At 61.3% G+C, this 14,848-nt stretch carries 13 protein-coding genes and 1 pseudogene; all 14 read left to right on the top strand.

The genetic code is table 11. The annotated features are described in order from the left end of the window. Positions 1–149: 149 nt before the first annotated feature. A complete protein-coding gene (locus AC30D7_RS07890) occupies positions 150–461 on the top strand; it encodes a hypothetical protein (RefSeq protein WP_490133647.1) in 312 nt (103 codons plus the stop codon). A 48-nt stretch (positions 462–509) separates the two neighbouring features. Further along, a complete protein-coding gene (locus tag AC30D7_RS07885; RefSeq protein WP_490133646.1) occupies positions 510–908 on the top strand; it encodes a DUF2946 domain-containing protein in 399 nt (132 codons plus the stop codon). A 48-nt stretch (positions 909–956) separates the two neighbouring features. After that, positions 957–1,436 (top strand): copper chaperone PCu(A)C, encoded by a 480-nt coding sequence (locus AC30D7_RS07880; RefSeq protein WP_490133645.1) that lies wholly within the window; start codon positions 957–959, stop codon positions 1,434–1,436. Positions 1,437–1,457: 21 nt separating this feature from the next. Then, the gene (locus tag AC30D7_RS07875; RefSeq protein WP_490133644.1) at positions 1,458–1,925 is read left to right on the top strand and encodes a DUF2946 domain-containing protein; all 468 of its coding nucleotides are present in this window, start codon (positions 1,458–1,460) and stop codon (positions 1,923–1,925) included. Positions 1,926–2,150: 225 nt separating this feature from the next. Continuing rightward, positions 2,151–4,268: a TonB-dependent copper receptor gene (locus AC30D7_RS07870; RefSeq protein WP_490133643.1), complete on the top strand. Its 2,118-nt coding sequence runs from the start codon at positions 2,151–2,153 to the stop codon at positions 4,266–4,268. A 124-nt stretch (positions 4,269–4,392) separates the two neighbouring features. Then, on the top strand, positions 4,393–5,772 hold the full coding sequence (locus AC30D7_RS07865) for a PepSY-associated TM helix domain-containing protein (RefSeq protein ID WP_490133642.1): 1,380 nt from the start codon (positions 4,393–4,395) through the stop codon (positions 5,770–5,772). A 224-nt stretch (positions 5,773–5,996) separates the two neighbouring features. Continuing rightward, a complete protein-coding gene (locus tag AC30D7_RS07860) occupies positions 5,997–6,785 on the top strand; it encodes an ABC transporter ATP-binding protein (RefSeq protein WP_490133641.1) in 789 nt (262 codons plus the stop codon). Next, positions 6,782–7,719, top strand: a pseudogene (locus tag AC30D7_RS07855) (ABC transporter substrate-binding protein). Before AC30D7_RS07860 ends, AC30D7_RS07855 begins: the two are co-directional and overlap by 4 nt. Then, positions 7,716–8,726: a FecCD family ABC transporter permease gene (locus AC30D7_RS07850; protein ID WP_086944057.1), complete on the top strand. Its 1,011-nt coding sequence runs from the start codon at positions 7,716–7,718 to the stop codon at positions 8,724–8,726. The pseudogene AC30D7_RS07855 and the gene AC30D7_RS07850 overlap by 4 nt, the downstream one beginning before the upstream one ends. A gap of 527 nt (positions 8,727–9,253) precedes the next feature. Further along, positions 9,254–9,619 (top strand): DUF6124 family protein, encoded by a 366-nt coding sequence (locus AC30D7_RS07845; protein ID WP_490133640.1) that lies wholly within the window; start codon positions 9,254–9,256, stop codon positions 9,617–9,619. Positions 9,620–9,942: 323 nt separating this feature from the next. Continuing rightward, the gene (gene urtA, locus AC30D7_RS07840) at positions 9,943–11,208 is read left to right on the top strand and encodes an urea ABC transporter substrate-binding protein (protein ID WP_019582247.1); all 1,266 of its coding nucleotides are present in this window, start codon (positions 9,943–9,945) and stop codon (positions 11,206–11,208) included. Between the two features lie 160 nt (positions 11,209–11,368). Further along, positions 11,369–12,871, top strand: coding sequence for an urea ABC transporter permease subunit UrtB (urtB, locus tag AC30D7_RS07835; protein WP_490133639.1), 1,503 nt, complete (start codon positions 11,369–11,371; stop codon positions 12,869–12,871). Beyond that, on the top strand, positions 12,871–13,950 hold the full coding sequence (urtC, locus tag AC30D7_RS07830) for an urea ABC transporter permease subunit UrtC (RefSeq protein ID WP_490133638.1): 1,080 nt from the start codon (positions 12,871–12,873) through the stop codon (positions 13,948–13,950). The genes urtB and urtC overlap by 1 nt, the downstream gene beginning before the upstream one ends. After that, entirely contained in the window at positions 13,947–14,816 is an 870-nt protein-coding gene (gene urtD / locus AC30D7_RS07825; protein WP_018928448.1) for an urea ABC transporter ATP-binding protein UrtD, read from the top strand. The genes urtC and urtD overlap by 4 nt, the downstream gene beginning before the upstream one ends. Positions 14,817–14,848: the final 32 nt, after the last annotated feature.

Here is a 14,848-nt window from a genome sequence, read left to right as displayed (position 1 = left end):
CGCAGCCTTCGGCAGCTGCTACAGAGAATGTGCAACGCCCTACATATCCGTCGGACCTCACGCACAACATTATCCAAATCGGCTGACTTGTGGGCTCATAACCCCATCCCTATATTTCAGAGCTCCACGAATGTAGCGAGAAGTGCCGAATGCCCGAGAAATTCACACGCTTCGATATCACTGAGTTTCTCCTGGCACCTGCCGACTTGCGGAACTACATCAAGGCCTGCGAAGAGGAAGACCCGGGCGATGGAAGTTTCAATCGTGTGGCGCTCAGGGACGTCAAACACACAATCCGGGCAAGAATCCAAAGCGACCCTCAATTCGCTCAGGCATTAAGAGTCGAAGTCGCTACACTCTTTCAAAACGGCGAGGCTGAGCTTGCACGCCGGCTGCTCGATATGCTGACTGACTCGCTGCGACACCACACCGCACGCGGTCTTTTTACTTATCGCCCCTGATCAGGCTAAATAGCCGCGCCTGATCGCCCACTCAAACGGATCTGTCCCATGTCCCGACAACGGCTCGCATTTGCCTGGATCGCCTGCTTTGCAGTGCTGTTCAACATGCTCGCCATGCCGATGTCCGGAGCGATGGCGCAAACGGCGAAATCGCCGGCCGAACAGTTACTGTGGGGCAGTTTCTGCTCTTCCAGCGGCACGAAGCTGGTGGCGATTTCCCTGGGCGACATCGAGCAGAAAGCGCCGCAGAGCGACGATCATTCCAACATGCAGCATTGCTGGTGTTGCTCGGGCTCCGCGCCATTGGTGGCGTTGCCGGGGCATACGCCGCAGTTGTATTACGCGCGTTTCGACGCCAATCGAAGCGTGCCGCCGGCCACGCTCGACACACCGACACCGCGCCAGCAATGGCCGAGTCTCAACCCCCGCGCGTCCCCTCTGGTGTGATTCCTTCTCGCAATTGACCTGCGTTTTGAATCGTTCTGGAGAACTGCCATGTTGAACAAACTCATCGTCCTGGCTGTGTTGCTGCTGCCTGCCTGTTTTGCCAATGCCCACGAATACAAGGTTGGCGAGCTTGAGATCGCCCATCCGTGGTCGCAGGAGTTGCCGCCCAACGCGCCCACCGTCGCGGCGTATTTCGTGATTCACAACGGCGGCAAAACCGCTGATCGGCTGCTTAGCGTCGGATCGCCAATATCCGGCAAGGCCGAGTTGCACGAACATGTGATGCAAAATGATCTGATGAAAATGCAGCAAGTGCCCGACGTCGAAATCCCGGCTGGCGGCGAAGTCACCTTCGCGCCGATGGCGTACCACGTGATGCTGCTGGAGCTCAGAGACCGCAGCCTGTTGAGCGACGGCAAGCACTTTCCGCTGACCCTGCACTTTGAGAAGTCCGGTGATGTAACGGTCGAGGTCTCGGTGCAGAAAAAGGCACCGGACAGCATGCAAGCGCACATGCACGCCCAGTAATCGCCCCCGTTGAAAACGTCTATGCGCCCGCATAGCGCCAGGCCATCCGTGCGCCGCCGTCAGCCAATGAGCCTGACCCGCGGCAGCTGGATCAGCCTGTTCGCCATGCTGATGATCTTTATCGGCCCGCTGATTTCTCAGTCGATGCCGATGGATTCGCGCGCGGCTGCTTCGAGCATGGCGATAGGCATGTCCATGAACATGTCGATGGACATGGGCTCGGACATGTCGGCGATGGAGCAAGCCGACCACGACGCACAACCGGTTGCCGAACACTGCCGGCCGACAGCCGAACATCACGCGCTGTGGGAAAAATGCGGCTATTGCAGCCTGCTGTTCAATTGCCCGGCACTCACCGGTGGCGCTTCATTCACCGCGTTCGACACCCCGTCCGCCACCACCTTCACCACACCCGCCACCCGCCTGGGCCACGCCCGGCAAACCTTCTTCCCTGGCGCCCGCACCCGCGCCCCGCCCATCGTCGCGTAAACACCTACCTCCGATCCCACACGGTCCGCAAGTCAACCCAAGCAACCTGTGGGGGCGAATTTTTTGTGGCGAGGGAGCTTGCTCCCGCCTGAGTGCGCAGCACTCACAAAAGGGGCCGCTGCGCAGCCCAGCGGGAGCAAGCTCCCTCGCCACAAAAGCTCGCTCCTACAGGAATTTGCGTCGGCTGCCGGCCGTGTCGTTTACGACTGTTCGATGGAAATTTTCATGTCCAGGTTTTCTGCTGACACACGTTTGGGCGCTGCCCAGGCTTTTTTTGCCCTGAATCAATCCCGCGTTCGTTTCAGGCAGGCCACCGCCGCTCTTTGCGGCTTGTTGCTGACGCCAATGGTGCTCGCCGATGAACACGCCGGCCACAGCGAAGAACTGAGCCCGACGGTGATCACCGCCATCGCGCCGAGCTCGCCGCTGACTGTCGTCACCAACCCCAAGGACCCGCGCCAACCGGTGCCGGCCAGCGACGGTGGTGATTATCTGAAGACCATCCCCGGCTTCGCGCTGGTGCGCAACGGCGGCACCAATGGCGATCCGGTGCTGCGCGGCATGTTCGGCTCGCGCCTGAATATCCTCACCAACGGCAGCATGATGCTCGGCGCCTGCCCCGGCCGGATGGACGCGCCGACCTCGTACATCTCACCGGAAACCTACGACAAACTCACCGTGATCAAAGGCCCGCAAACCGTGCTCTGGGGCCCCGGCGCATCCGCCGGCACCATCCTGTTCGACCGGGAGCCGGAAAGCTTCGGCGAACTCGGTACCCGGGTGAATGCCAGCGTATTGGCCGGCTCCAACGGCCGCTTCGACAAAGTGGTGGACGCCGCCGCCGGCGGGCCACTGGGTTACGTGCGCGTGATCGGCAACACCGCGCATTCCGATGACTACAAGGACGGCAACAACGACACCGTGCCCTCGCGCTACGACAAGTGGAACGGCGATGTCGCTGTCGGCTGGACGCCGAACGCCGACACCCTGCTGGAATTGACTGCCGGCAAGGGCGACGGCGAAGCCCGTTACGCCGGGCGCGGCATGGACGGTTCACAGTTCTTGCGCGAAAGCCTCGGCCTGCGCTTCGAGCAGTCGAACATCGGTGAAGTGCTGGATAAGGTCGAGGCGCAGGTCTACTACAACTACGCCGACCACGTGATGGACAACTACACCCTGCGCACGCCGTCCGGCACCGGGATGATGGCCGGCCCCATGGCTTCCAACGTCGACCGCCGGACCCTCGGCGCGCGAATCAAAGCCACCTGGCGCTGGGCCGATGTGCAATTGATCAGTGGCCTGGATGCGCAGACCAATGAGCACCGCCAACGCAGCGCCATGGGCATCGACACCTACAAGGATGTGCCCCGCAACAAGGACGCCGACTTCCACAACTACGGCGTGTTCAGCGAACTGACCTGGTACGCCGCCGACCGTGATCGACTGATCACCGGCGCACGACTGGACCGTGCTTCGGCCAAGGATTATCGGCAGACCATCGGCTCCGGGATGATGGCCCGCCCCAACCCGACCGCCGACGACACCCGCGCCGACACCCTGCCCAGCGGTTTCGTGCGTTACGAGCATGACCTGGCCGACAGCCCGACCACGCTGTATGCGGGCCTCGGTCATGCCCAGCGCTTCCCGGACTACTGGGAGCTGTTTTCGCCCAAGTCCGGCCCTGCCGGTTCGGTGAACGCATTCGACTCGATCAAGCCGGAAAAAACCACCCAGCTCGACTTCGGCCTGCAATACAAGACCGCCGACCTCGAAGCCTGGGCCTCGGGTTATGTCGGGCAGGTGCGTGACTACATCCTGTTCAACTATATGCCGGGAATGATGGGCATGACCTCGCAAGCCGAGAACATCGACGCGCGAATCATGGGCGGCGAACTCGGCGCGGCCTACAAGCTGACGGCCAACTGGAAAGCCGACGCGACCCTGGCCTACGCCTGGGGCAAGAACAGCAGCGACGGCACTGCCCTGCCGCAAATGCCACCGCTGGATGCACGTTTCGGCCTGACCTACAGCGAAGACAACTGGAGCGCCGGCGCCTTGTGGCGGGTGGTCGCGGCGCAAAACCGCATCGACCGGAACAAGGGCAACGTGGTCGGCAAAGACTTCGACAAAAGCTCGGGGTTCGGCGTGTTCTCGCTCAACGGCGCGTACCGGATCAACAAGAACTGGAAGGTCAGCAGCGGCGTCGACAACTTGTTCGGCAAGGCCTACGCCGAACACCTGAACCTGGCCGGCAACGCCGGTTTCGGCTTCCCGGCCAATGATCCCCAAGCCATCAACGAACCAGGGCGCACGCTCTGGACCAAGGTCGACATGAGCTTCTAAGAGCATCGCGGGCAAGCCCGCTCCCACAGGTTCAACACCGTCCATGTGGGAGCGGGCTTGCCCGCGATCGGTTGCGCAGCAGCCGCACTAAACAACAAAGAACAACGCCTAGCGGAGCACACGAATGAAACAGCCCAAACCGAATTTCTACAACCTGGCCTGGCGCTGGCATTTCTATGCCGGTCTGTTCGTCGCGCCGTTCATGGTGATGCTGGCCCTGACCGGCATCGTCTACCTGTTCAAACCGCAACTCGATCCATTGATGTACGGCAGCCTGATGAACATCCCGGCCGGTCATCACAGCGTGGCCGCCGACGACCTGCTCAAACGGGTGAAAGAGGCGTATCCACAAGCCCGGATCAAACAATACCTGCCGCCGGTCAACGCTGAACGCAGCGCGCAATTTGTGGTGATCAATGAAGGTCATGAACTGAACGTATTCATCGATCCGTACCACGGCGACATCCTCGGCGAGCAGGATGCGAAGAACAATCTGCAGGCGCTCGCACGCTCGATTCACGGCGAGTTGATGATCGGCACCGTCGGTGATCGGCTGGTGGAGCTGGCCGCCGGATGGGGTGTGGTGTTGGTGGTCTCCGGGGTGTTTTTGTGGTGGCCGCGTGGCCAGCGAGCCGGCATTCTCTGGCCGCGTTTGAACAGTCGCGGCCGCGTGCTGTGGCGTGATCTGCACGCAGTGACTGGCTTCTGGGGCGCGGCGTTTTTGCTGGTGATGCTGCTCAGCGGCATGACCTGGACCGGCTTCTGGGGCAAGCAATACGCCGACCTCTGGAACCGCTTTCCGGTCGCCATGTGGAATGACGTGCCCAAGTCCGACGTCGAGGCCCGCAGCCTCAACAGCGCCACACGCCAGACCGTGCCGTGGGCCATGGAAAACACGCCGATGCCAATGTCTGGCGACCATGCCGAACACATGGCTCACGCCAGCACGCAAGCCGGCCCGGCGGCACCGACCATCAGCCTGCAAGACGTACAAAACATCGCTGTGCAGCGCAAGGTCGAGCCTGGCTACAGCATTACCTTCCCGACCACCGCGACCGGTGTGTTCACCATCGCGGTGTTCGCCGATGACCCGCGCAACGATGCCACCCTGCACGTCGACCAGTACACCGGCGACGTCCTCGCCGACGTGCGCTGGCAGCATTACAGCAACGTCGCCCGCGCCACGGAAGTCGGCGTGATGCTGCACGAAGGCAAGATGTTCGGCCCGTTCAATCAGATCATCGTGCTGCTGATCTGCCTGATGATTTTGCTCAGCGCCGTCAGCGGCGTGGTGATCTGGTGGAAGCGTCGGCCACAGGGCAAGTTCGGTGTGCCACCGTTGCGTCACGACCTGCCGAAATGGAAAACCGCAATGGTCATCATGTTCGCCCTGGCGGTGATGTTTCCGTTGGTGGGGGCTTCGCTGGTGGTTGTGTGGCTACTGGATTGGGGGCTGCTGTCGCGCTTGGGCCGGCAAATTGAATCCACTTCAGCTTCATCATGAAACAGGCGAGATACGCGTACGCGTAAAGCCAATACAATGCGGGCCCGCCAAGCTTTTGTGGCGAGGGAGCTTGCTCCCGCTGGGTTGCGCAGCGACCCCAAACCTGACGCCGCGGTTTCTGAGGGTATACCGCGTTGTAGGGTTTTACGACTGCTGCGCAGCCGAGCGGGAGCAAGCTCCCTCGCCACCGGTGTGTGCTGGCTTGAACGATCATCAGGAATGAAATGACTTCGCTGAACCTCACCAACCTCGCCTGGACACCCCTGGGCCACGGCCACTGCCATCACCAGTTCCAGCTGCGTGACGCCTCCTTGCACGTGGCCGCCGGTGAGTTCGTTGGCTTGATCGGCCCCAACGGCAGCGGTAAGACCAGCCTGCTGCGGTGCGCTTATCGCTTCAGCAAACCCGAGAGCGGTGAGGTAAAACTCGACCATCACAACGTCTGGAAGCAATCTTCACGCTGGTGTGCGCAACGCATCGCCGTGGTGTTGCAGGAATTTCCCGACGCCTTCGGCCTGACCGTCGATGAAGTGGTCGCCATGGGCCGCACGCCGCACAAAGGACTGTTCGACGGCGACACCGTGCACGACCGCAACCTCGCGGCCCACGCCCTGGAATCGGTCGGCCTCAAGGGCTTCGAAGACCACGCCTTCGCCACCCTGTCCGGCGGTGAAAAGCAGCGCGTGATCCTCGCCCGCGCCCTGGCCCAGCAACCGCAATTGCTGATCCTCGACGAACCGACCAACCACCTCGACCCGCGCTATCAACTGGAACTGCTGCAGCTGGTCAAACGCCTGCAGATCGGCACGCTGGCGAGCATCCACGACCTCAATCTGGCGGCGGCCTTCTGCGATCGGCTGTACGTGATCCATCACGGTCGCATCGTGGCCTGCGGCACCCCCAAAGAAGTCCTGACCACACACCTTTTGCACAACGTGTTCGGCGTCGATGCCCTGATCGATGACCATCCCTTGCACGGCTACCCTCGAATCACCTGGATAACCCAACCATGACATTGCGTTCCCTGCTTTGCATCGCGTTGTTGCTGGGCAGTGCCCATGCCTTCGCCGAGGCCACGAAATACCCGCTGACTGTCCAGAGTTGCAACCGCGAAGTCACCTTCAAGCAAGCGCCGAAACACGCGGTCAGCCACGACATCAACATGACTCAGATGATGCTCGCCCTCGGTCTCAAGCCCAGGATGGCCGGCTACAGCGGCGTGACCGGATGGAAATCGGTGACGCCCCAAATGCAGACCATCCTCGACGGTTTACCGGAACTGGCGGCCAAGTACCCGTCGGTGGAAACGCCAACGTCGATTTCTTCTTCGCCGGTTGGGATTACGGCATGCGCGTCGGTGGTGACCTCACGCCGCAAACCCTGCAACCGCTGGGCATCAATGTCTATGAGTTGACCGAATCCTGCGCGTTCGTGATGAAGCGCCCGCCGGCCAGTCTGGAAGACACCTACAACGACCTGCGCAACCTCGGGAAAATCTTCGACGTGCAGGACCGCGCCAACGCCGTGATCGCCCGGATGCAGGCGCAAGTCGCCGAGGTGCGCCAGGATCTGCCAGCGGACAAGCCTCGGGTATTTCTCTACGACAGCGGTGAAGACCGGGCCATGACCTCCGGGCGCCTGGGCATGCCGCAGGCGCTGATCGACGCGGCCGGCGGGCGCAACATTCTCGACGACGTCGAGGCGAGCTGGACCCGGGTCAACTGGGAGAATGTGGTCGAACGTAATCCGCAGGTGATCGTGATCGTCGATTATGGCGAAGTCACCGCCGAACAGAAGGAGCAGTTTTTGCTGAATAACCAGGCCCTGCAATCGGTGGACGCGATCAAGAACCAGCGCTTCATCGTCATTCCTTACGTGCAGGCCACGCCGGGGATCGACAACGTGCTGGCGGTCGAAACCCTGGCCAAGGGTTTCCACGGCGAATGATCGACCGTCGCTATGCCTTGTTGCTGATCGGCCTCGGCGTGCTGTTGCTGATGTCGTGTGTGGTGTCGCTGGGTTTTGGCCCGGCGCGGGTGCCGGTGGACGTGGTGTGGCGGATTCTGCTGCATAAGGCGTTCGGTGTTGGCGAGCAGAACTGGACGGCCGGCCAGGAACACATCGTCTGGCTGATCCGCGTGCCGCGCATGTTGCTCGGCGCGCTGGTGGGCGCCGGCCTGGCGTTGATCGGCGCGGTGCTGCAAGCGGTGACGCGCAATCCATTGGCTGATCCGCACTTGTTGGGCGTGACCTCCGGCGCGACCCTCGGCGCGGTGATTGTGGTGCTGCATGTCGGTGAGATCGTCGGCCTGCTGACCTTGCCCATCGCGGCGTTTATCGGCGCGCTGCTGAGCATGCTGGTCGTGCTGATGATCGCCAACCGTCATGGGCGGCTGGACAGTGATCGGCTGCTGCTGTGCGGTGTCGCGGTGTCATTCGTGATGATGGCAATCGCCAACCTGCTGCTGTTTCTGGGCGACCATCGCGCCAGTTCGGCGGTGATGTTCTGGATGCTCGGCGGCCTCGGGCTGGCGCGCTGGGAATTGCTCGCCGTGCCCGCCGCGAGTGTGTTGCTCGGGTTGGTGTTGCTGCTGGGCATGGCCCGGCCGTTGAATGCGTTGATGGCCGGTGAACAGACCGCCGTGACCCTGGGCCTCAATGCCCGCACCGTGCGCTTGCGGGTGTTTTTGATCGCCTCATTGATGACCGGGGTGCTGGTGTCCATCAGCGGCTCGATTGGTTTTGTCGGGTTGATGGTGCCGCACATTGCACGACGGTTGGTGGGGGCCGAGCATCGACGGTTACTGCCGGTGTGCGTGTTGTTGGGCAGCCTGTTCCTGGTCTGGGTCGACGTAGCCGCACGCACCCTGATCGCCCCGGAAGACCTGCCCATCGGCGTCGCCACCGCCGCGATTGGCGGGCTGTTCTTCATCGGCCTGATGCGCCGCCGCTAATTTCCAAAAGAACCACTGCATCTGTGGGAGCTGGCTTGCCTGCGATGACGGCGGCACATTCAACATCACCGTGACTGACCCTCCGCTATCGCGGGCAAGCCCGCTTCCACAGGATTTGTGTCGTACACAAATTTGGGGATTGATCGTTCCCACGCTCCCGCGTGGGAATGCCGCCAGGGACGCTCCGCGTTCCGCTTTTGAATGTTTAACGGATGTGTCAAAACAGGGAACTTTCCCACGCCTTTTTCAGGTTGTTCGTCGGACGCGAGCCCTCTAGTCTTGGGCTGTCGCTGACAACTCAGCGATCGGGTGTGAGAAGCCCGGCAACTTATGGTCATCCAGTGTCTGTACACGCATAATTGCCGCCAGCTTATTAGCTGCCTGCAAATGTGTTATGGCGGCTGTGTGCGGGCGGACTTCGGTCCGGCCGGGTGTCCATAACCGGTCTTCTCACCTCGCACATAGCTGCCACCTCTTCCCGTGTGAGAAGCGGCAAGTGGAGGCTCCAACGCTGGAGAAATTTTTCAATGGACAAATTAATTCCTGACCCACCCTTCAACACCACCACCAACGCCGAAGCCTCGCGCAACGAAGAATTACTCAAGGATCGCGAAGCCATCAAACGCGCCCTCGACTACTACCTCGATCCCCCGGCCCCCTACACCGAAAAACCCCGCCGTCCCAGCACCATGTTCTTGGTCGCCCCGAATATGGACACCGAAAGCCTCCTGGCCCACGCCTACGAATCGTTAGCCACGGCGAGTGTCCTGGCCAGCGATTTCGCTAACTCCCTGACCGGCCCACAGCGCTACACGGTGCTGGCGATTCAACAGAGCATCATGCTGGCGGAGCTGGCGGTGAACCGGGCGCTGGATAACGTCGACCCCGCATAGCCTTCAACACACCGCAAGACTGTAGGAGCGAGGCTTGCCCGCGAAAGCGGTGGGGCAGACACATTGATGCTGGATGTGCCGCCGTCTTCGCGAGCAAGCTTCGCTCCTACAGGAGTGAGACAATATCTGCGCCCCAATGTGGCGCACCTTCTCGCACCAACGCGCCAGACGCGTCCCTTCATGGTGCGCCACCCACTCCCCGTAACCGCTCTAATACGACATTTCCTTGCCCGTCCCCGACCGGGCACAGCCCTTGCAAAACAGCCTTCAGTCGTCCGCATCTGCCAACCATAAAAAACTTTAACGTTCATGGAGATCGCACAATGAAGCGTCGCAGTTTGATCAAGGCTTTCACACTCACGGCAAGCATTGCCGCGATGGGCATGACCTGGACTGTCCAGGCCGCCGAGACCATCAAGGTCGGTATTCTGCATTCGTTGTCCGGGACCATGGCGATCTCCGAAACCTCGCTCAAAGACATGGCGTTGATGACCATCGACGAAATCAACGCCAAGGGTGGCGTGAACGGCAAGATGCTGGAACCAGTGGTCGTGGACCCGGCATCGAACTGGCCGCTGTTCGCCGAAAAGGGCCGGCAGTTGCTGACCCAGGACAAAGTGGCGGTGGTGTTCGGTTGCTGGACCTCGGTGTCGCGTAAATCGGTGCTGCCGGTGTTCGAAGAGCTCAACGGCCTGCTGTTCTACCCGGTGCAATACGAAGGCGAAGAGATGTCGCCGAACGTGTTCTACACCGGCGCCGCGCCCAACCAACAGGCGATTCCGGCAGTGGAATACCTGATGAGCGAAGAAGGTGGCAGCGCCAAGCGCTACTTCCTGCTCGGCACCGACTACGTTTACCCGCGCACCACCAACAAGATCCTGCGCTCGTTCCTGCACTCCAAAGGTGTGGCGGACAAAGACATCGAAGAGGTCTACACCCCATTCGGCCACAGCGATTACCAGACCATCGTGGCCAGCATCAAAAAATTCTCTGCCGGTGGCAAGACGGCGGTCATCTCCACCGTCAACGGCGACTCCAACGTGCCGTTCTATAAAGAGCTGGCCAACCAGGGCCTGAAAGCCACCGACGTACCGGTCGTGGCGTTCTCCGTGGGTGAAGAAGAACTGCGCGGCATCGACACCAAACCGCTGGTGGGCAACCTCGCGGCGTGGAACTACTTCGAATCCGTCGAGAACCCGCAAAACAAGAAATTCGTCGCCGACTGGAAAGCCTACGCCAAGAAACACAACCTGCCGGGCGCCGACAAAGCGGTGACCAACGACCCGATGGAAGCCACCTACGTTGGCATCCATATGTGGGCGCAAGCCGCCGAGAAGGCCAAATCCACCGACGTCGACAAAGTCCGCGAAGCCCTGGCCGGCCAGACCTTTGCTGCACCGTCCGGCTACACCCTGACCATGGACAAGACCAACCACCACCTGCACAAGCCAGTGATGATCGGCGAGATTCAGGCCGACGGTCAGTTCAACGTGGTATGGCAGACCGAAGGGCCGATCCGCGCCCAACCGTGGAGCCCGTTCATCCCGGGTAACGACAAGAAGCCGGAGTATGCGGTGAAGAGCAACTAAGCCACTGGGTGTCGGGCCTGGGCACTTCATTCAGGCTCGACACAAATCCCTGTGGGAGCTGGCTTGCCTGCGATGGCATCACCTCGGTGCATCAGACGCACCGAGTCGTCTGCATCGCAGGCAAGCCAGCTCCCACAATGTCCGCGCAAGGCGACTTTCTATGCCCACTGCCCTTTACCGCCTCATTTTCGCCATCGCACTTTTGCTGCCGATGGCCACCCACGCCGGCGACGCCGAAGACTTCGTCGCGGCCAATCCCGTGCAGCAAGCCAAGCTTCTGGAAACCTGGGCCGCGCAGCCCGATCCGGCCCGTATCGAACTGATCAACGCCCTGCAACAAGGCGAGCTGACCATCGATGGCCAACCGAAAACCCTGCGCCTGAACAATCGCCTGCGGGGTCTGATCGACACCGCTTTGGCCAGCCACCAATTGCTCGCCGCCGATGCCAAAACCCGTCTGGCCGCCGCGCAGCAATTGCAGAAAAGCGCCAAACCGGCGCAGTTGAAATTCCTCGACCAGCAACTGGCTAACGAACAAGACGAAAGCGTTCACGCCGCCCTGAGCCTGGTGTTGGCCAATCTGCAACTGGTCGACAGTGACCCGACCGTGCGCCTCGCCGCCGTGCGTTTGCTCGGCGAAACCGGCGACCCGCTGGCCCGCACCCGCCTCGAAGGCTTGCTCGAACCCGGCGTCGAAGCCGACGCCAGTGTGCACACCGCCGCCGAAACCAGCCTGGCCCAGGTCAAACGCAAACTGCTGATCGGTGAGATGCTCGGCCAGGCCTTCAGTGGCATGTCCCTGGGTTCGATTCTGCTGCTCGCGGCATTGGGCTTGGCGATCACCTTCGGCCTGCTCGGGGTGATCAACATGGCCCACGGCGAGATGTTGATGCTCGGCGCGTACTCGACGTACGTGGTGCAGCTGATGTTCCAGCGCTTCGCCCCACAAGCCATCGAGTTCTATCCGCTGATTGCGCTGCCGGTGGCGTTTTTCGTTACCGCCGCCATCGGCATGGCGCTGGAGCGCACGGTGATTCGCCACCTCTACGGCCGCCCGCTGGAAACCCTGCTCGCCACGTGGGGCATCAGCCTGATGCTGATCCAGTTGGTGCGTCTGGTGTTCGGTGCGCAGAACGTCGAAGTGGCCAACCCGGCGTGGTTGTCGGGCGGGATTCAGGTGTTGCCCAACCTGGTGCTGCCATACAACCGCATCGTGATCATCGCGTTTGCCTTGTTTGTGGTGGTGCTGACCTGGCTGCTGTTGAACAAGACGCGCCTTGGCTTGAACGTGCGCGCCGTCACCCAGAACCGCAACATGGCCGCCTGCTGCGGCGTACCCACCGGGCGTGTGGACATGCTCGCCTTCGGCTTAGGCTCGGGCATCGCAGGGCTCGGTGGTGTGGCGCTCAGCCAGATCGGCAACGTCGGCCCGGACCTCGGCCAGAGCTACATCATCGACTCATTCCTGGTGGTGGTGCTCGGCGGTGTCGGTCAATTGGCCGGTAGCGTGTTGGCCGCATTCGGCCTGGGCATCGCCAACAAGATTCTCGAACCGCAGATCGGTGCGGTACTCGGCAAGATCCTGATCCTCGCGTTGATCATTCTGTTCATCCAGAAACGTCCGCAAGGCCTCTTCGCACTGAAAGGACGGGTGATCGACTGATGAACCAGCCTCTGCTCGTTACCGCGACAAAAAAAGCCGGCCCCAAAGTCACCATCACTGTTGGCGCGGTGATTCTCGTTTTGCTACTGGCGTTGCCATTGCTGTCGTTGTTGTCGCCGGACAGTGCGTTTCATGTCTCGGCCTACACGTTGACCCTGGTGGGCAAGATTCTTTGCTATGCCATCGTCGCCCTCGCCCTTGATCTGGTCTGGGGTTACGCCGGCCTCCTGTCCCTCGGTCACGGTCTGTTCTTCGCCCTCGGCGGTTATGCGATGGGCATGTACCTGATGCGCCAAGCCTCGGGTGATGGCTTGCCGGCGTTCATGACGTTCCTGTCGTGGACCGAATTGCCGTGGTACTGGACCGGCACCAACAACTTCCTCTGGGCCATGTGCCTGGTGGTATTGGCGCCGGGATTGCTGGCGCTGGTGTTCGGTTTCTTCGCCTTCCGCTCGCGGATCAAGGGCGTGTATTTCTCGATCATGACCCAGGCCCTGACCTTCGCCGGGATGCTGCTGTTTTTCCGCAACGAAACCGGGTTTGGCGGCAACAACGGCTTCACCAACTTCCGCAGCATTCTCGGGTTTGGCATCACGGAACCTGGGACTCGCGCAGTGTTGTTTTTCGCCACGGTACTGCTGCTGGTGGCGAGTTTGTTCATCGGCTGGCGGCTGGCACAAAGCAAGTTCGGCCGGGTATTGACCGCGTTGCGCGATGCCGAGAACCGCCTGATGTTTTGCGGCTACGACCCGCGCGGCTTCAAGCTGTTTGTCTGGGTGTTGAGTGCGGTGCTGTGTGGCTTGGCGGGGGCGTTGTATGTGCCGCAAGTCGGGATCATCAACCCGAGCGAAATGTCGCCGACCAACTCGATCGAAGCGGCGGTCTGGGTTGCCTTGGGGGGGCGCGGCACGCTGATCGGCCCGCTGCTGGGTGCCGGCGTGGTCAACGGGATGAAGAGCTGGTTCACCGTGGCGTTTCCGGAATACTGGCTGTTCTTCCTCGGCGCGCTGTTCATCGTCGTGACGCTGTACCTGCCTAAGGGTGTGATCGGTCTGCTGAAGAAAAGGGGCGAACAATGAGGATCACTGCAACGGCTGAATTCATGCTCGAACCGGCCTTTTTTCCACCGCAGCCCAACAAGGACGCCGGCAGCAGCCGCGACGCCATCGGCCTCGGCCAACGTGTCGGCCCCGGCCTGAATACACGTCACGGCACCATCCTGACCCTGGAAGACATCAGCGTCAGCTTCGATGGTTTCAAGGCCCTCAACAATCTGAACCTGTACATAGGCGTCGGCGAATTGCGCTGCATCATCGGCCCCAACGGCGCGGGCAAGACCACGCTGATGGACGTGATCACCGGCAAGACCCGCCCCAGTCACGGCAAGGCCTGGTTCGGTGAAACCCTGGACCTGACGCAGATGAGCGAAGTGCAAATCGCCCAGGCCGGTATCGGTCGCAAGTTCCAGAAACCAACCGTGTTCGAAGCCCTGAGCGTGTTCGAAAACCTGGAGCTGGCGCAGAAAACCGACAAGTCGGTGTGGGCCAGCTTGCGGGCTCGCCTGAGTGGTGAACAAAAAGATCGCATCAGCGAAGTGCTGGAAACCATTCGCCTGACCAGTTCGGTCAATCGCCCGGCAGGATTGTTGTCCCATGGGCAGAAGCAGTTTCTGGAAATCGGCATGCTGCTGATGCAAGACCCGCAACTGCTGTTGCTCGACGAGCCGGTGGCGGGCATGACCGACGCCGAAACCGAATTCACCGCCGAGCTGTTCAAGCGCCTGGCCGGCAAGCATTCGCTGATGGTGGTGGAACACGACATGGGCTTCGTCGGCTCGATCGCCGACCACGTCACCGTGTTGCACCAGGGCAGCGTGCTGGCCGAAGGGTCGCTGGAGCAGGTGCAGGACAATGAGCGGGTGATCGAGGTGTACCTCGGTCGCTAGACCTGCAAATAAAGAACCTGTGGGAGCGGGCT

This window comes from Pseudomonas sp. DF5 (assembly GCF_058148225.1).
Note: the sequence above shows the minus strand (reverse complement) of the source record. Positions and strands in the feature narration are given on the sequence as shown.

Excerpts from the sequence above, each read along its gene's own strand:
- AC30D7_RS07890 (WP_490133647.1), top strand. The coding sequence starts at position 150 with ATGCCCGAGAAATTCACACGCTTCGATATCACTGAGTTTCTCCTGGCA.
- AC30D7_RS07885 (WP_490133646.1), top strand. The coding sequence starts at position 510 with ATGTCCCGACAACGGCTCGCATTTGCCTGGATCGCCTGCTTTGCAGTG.
- AC30D7_RS07880 (WP_490133645.1), top strand. The coding sequence starts at position 957 with ATGTTGAACAAACTCATCGTCCTGGCTGTGTTGCTGCTGCCTGCCTGT.
- AC30D7_RS07875 (WP_490133644.1), top strand. The coding sequence starts at position 1,458 with ATGCGCCCGCATAGCGCCAGGCCATCCGTGCGCCGCCGTCAGCCAATG.
- AC30D7_RS07870 (WP_490133643.1), top strand. The coding sequence starts at position 2,151 with ATGTCCAGGTTTTCTGCTGACACACGTTTGGGCGCTGCCCAGGCTTTT.
- AC30D7_RS07865 (WP_490133642.1), top strand. The coding sequence starts at position 4,393 with ATGAAACAGCCCAAACCGAATTTCTACAACCTGGCCTGGCGCTGGCAT.
- AC30D7_RS07860 (WP_490133641.1), top strand. The coding sequence starts at position 5,997 with ATGACTTCGCTGAACCTCACCAACCTCGCCTGGACACCCCTGGGCCAC.
- AC30D7_RS07850 (WP_086944057.1), top strand. The coding sequence starts at position 7,716 with ATGATCGACCGTCGCTATGCCTTGTTGCTGATCGGCCTCGGCGTGCTG.
- AC30D7_RS07845 (WP_490133640.1), top strand. The coding sequence starts at position 9,254 with ATGGACAAATTAATTCCTGACCCACCCTTCAACACCACCACCAACGCC.
- urtA (WP_019582247.1), top strand. The coding sequence starts at position 9,943 with ATGAAGCGTCGCAGTTTGATCAAGGCTTTCACACTCACGGCAAGCATT.
- urtB (WP_490133639.1), top strand. The coding sequence starts at position 11,369 with ATGCCCACTGCCCTTTACCGCCTCATTTTCGCCATCGCACTTTTGCTG.
- urtC (WP_490133638.1), top strand. The coding sequence starts at position 12,871 with ATGAACCAGCCTCTGCTCGTTACCGCGACAAAAAAAGCCGGCCCCAAA.
- urtD (WP_018928448.1), top strand. The coding sequence starts at position 13,947 with ATGAGGATCACTGCAACGGCTGAATTCATGCTCGAACCGGCCTTTTTT.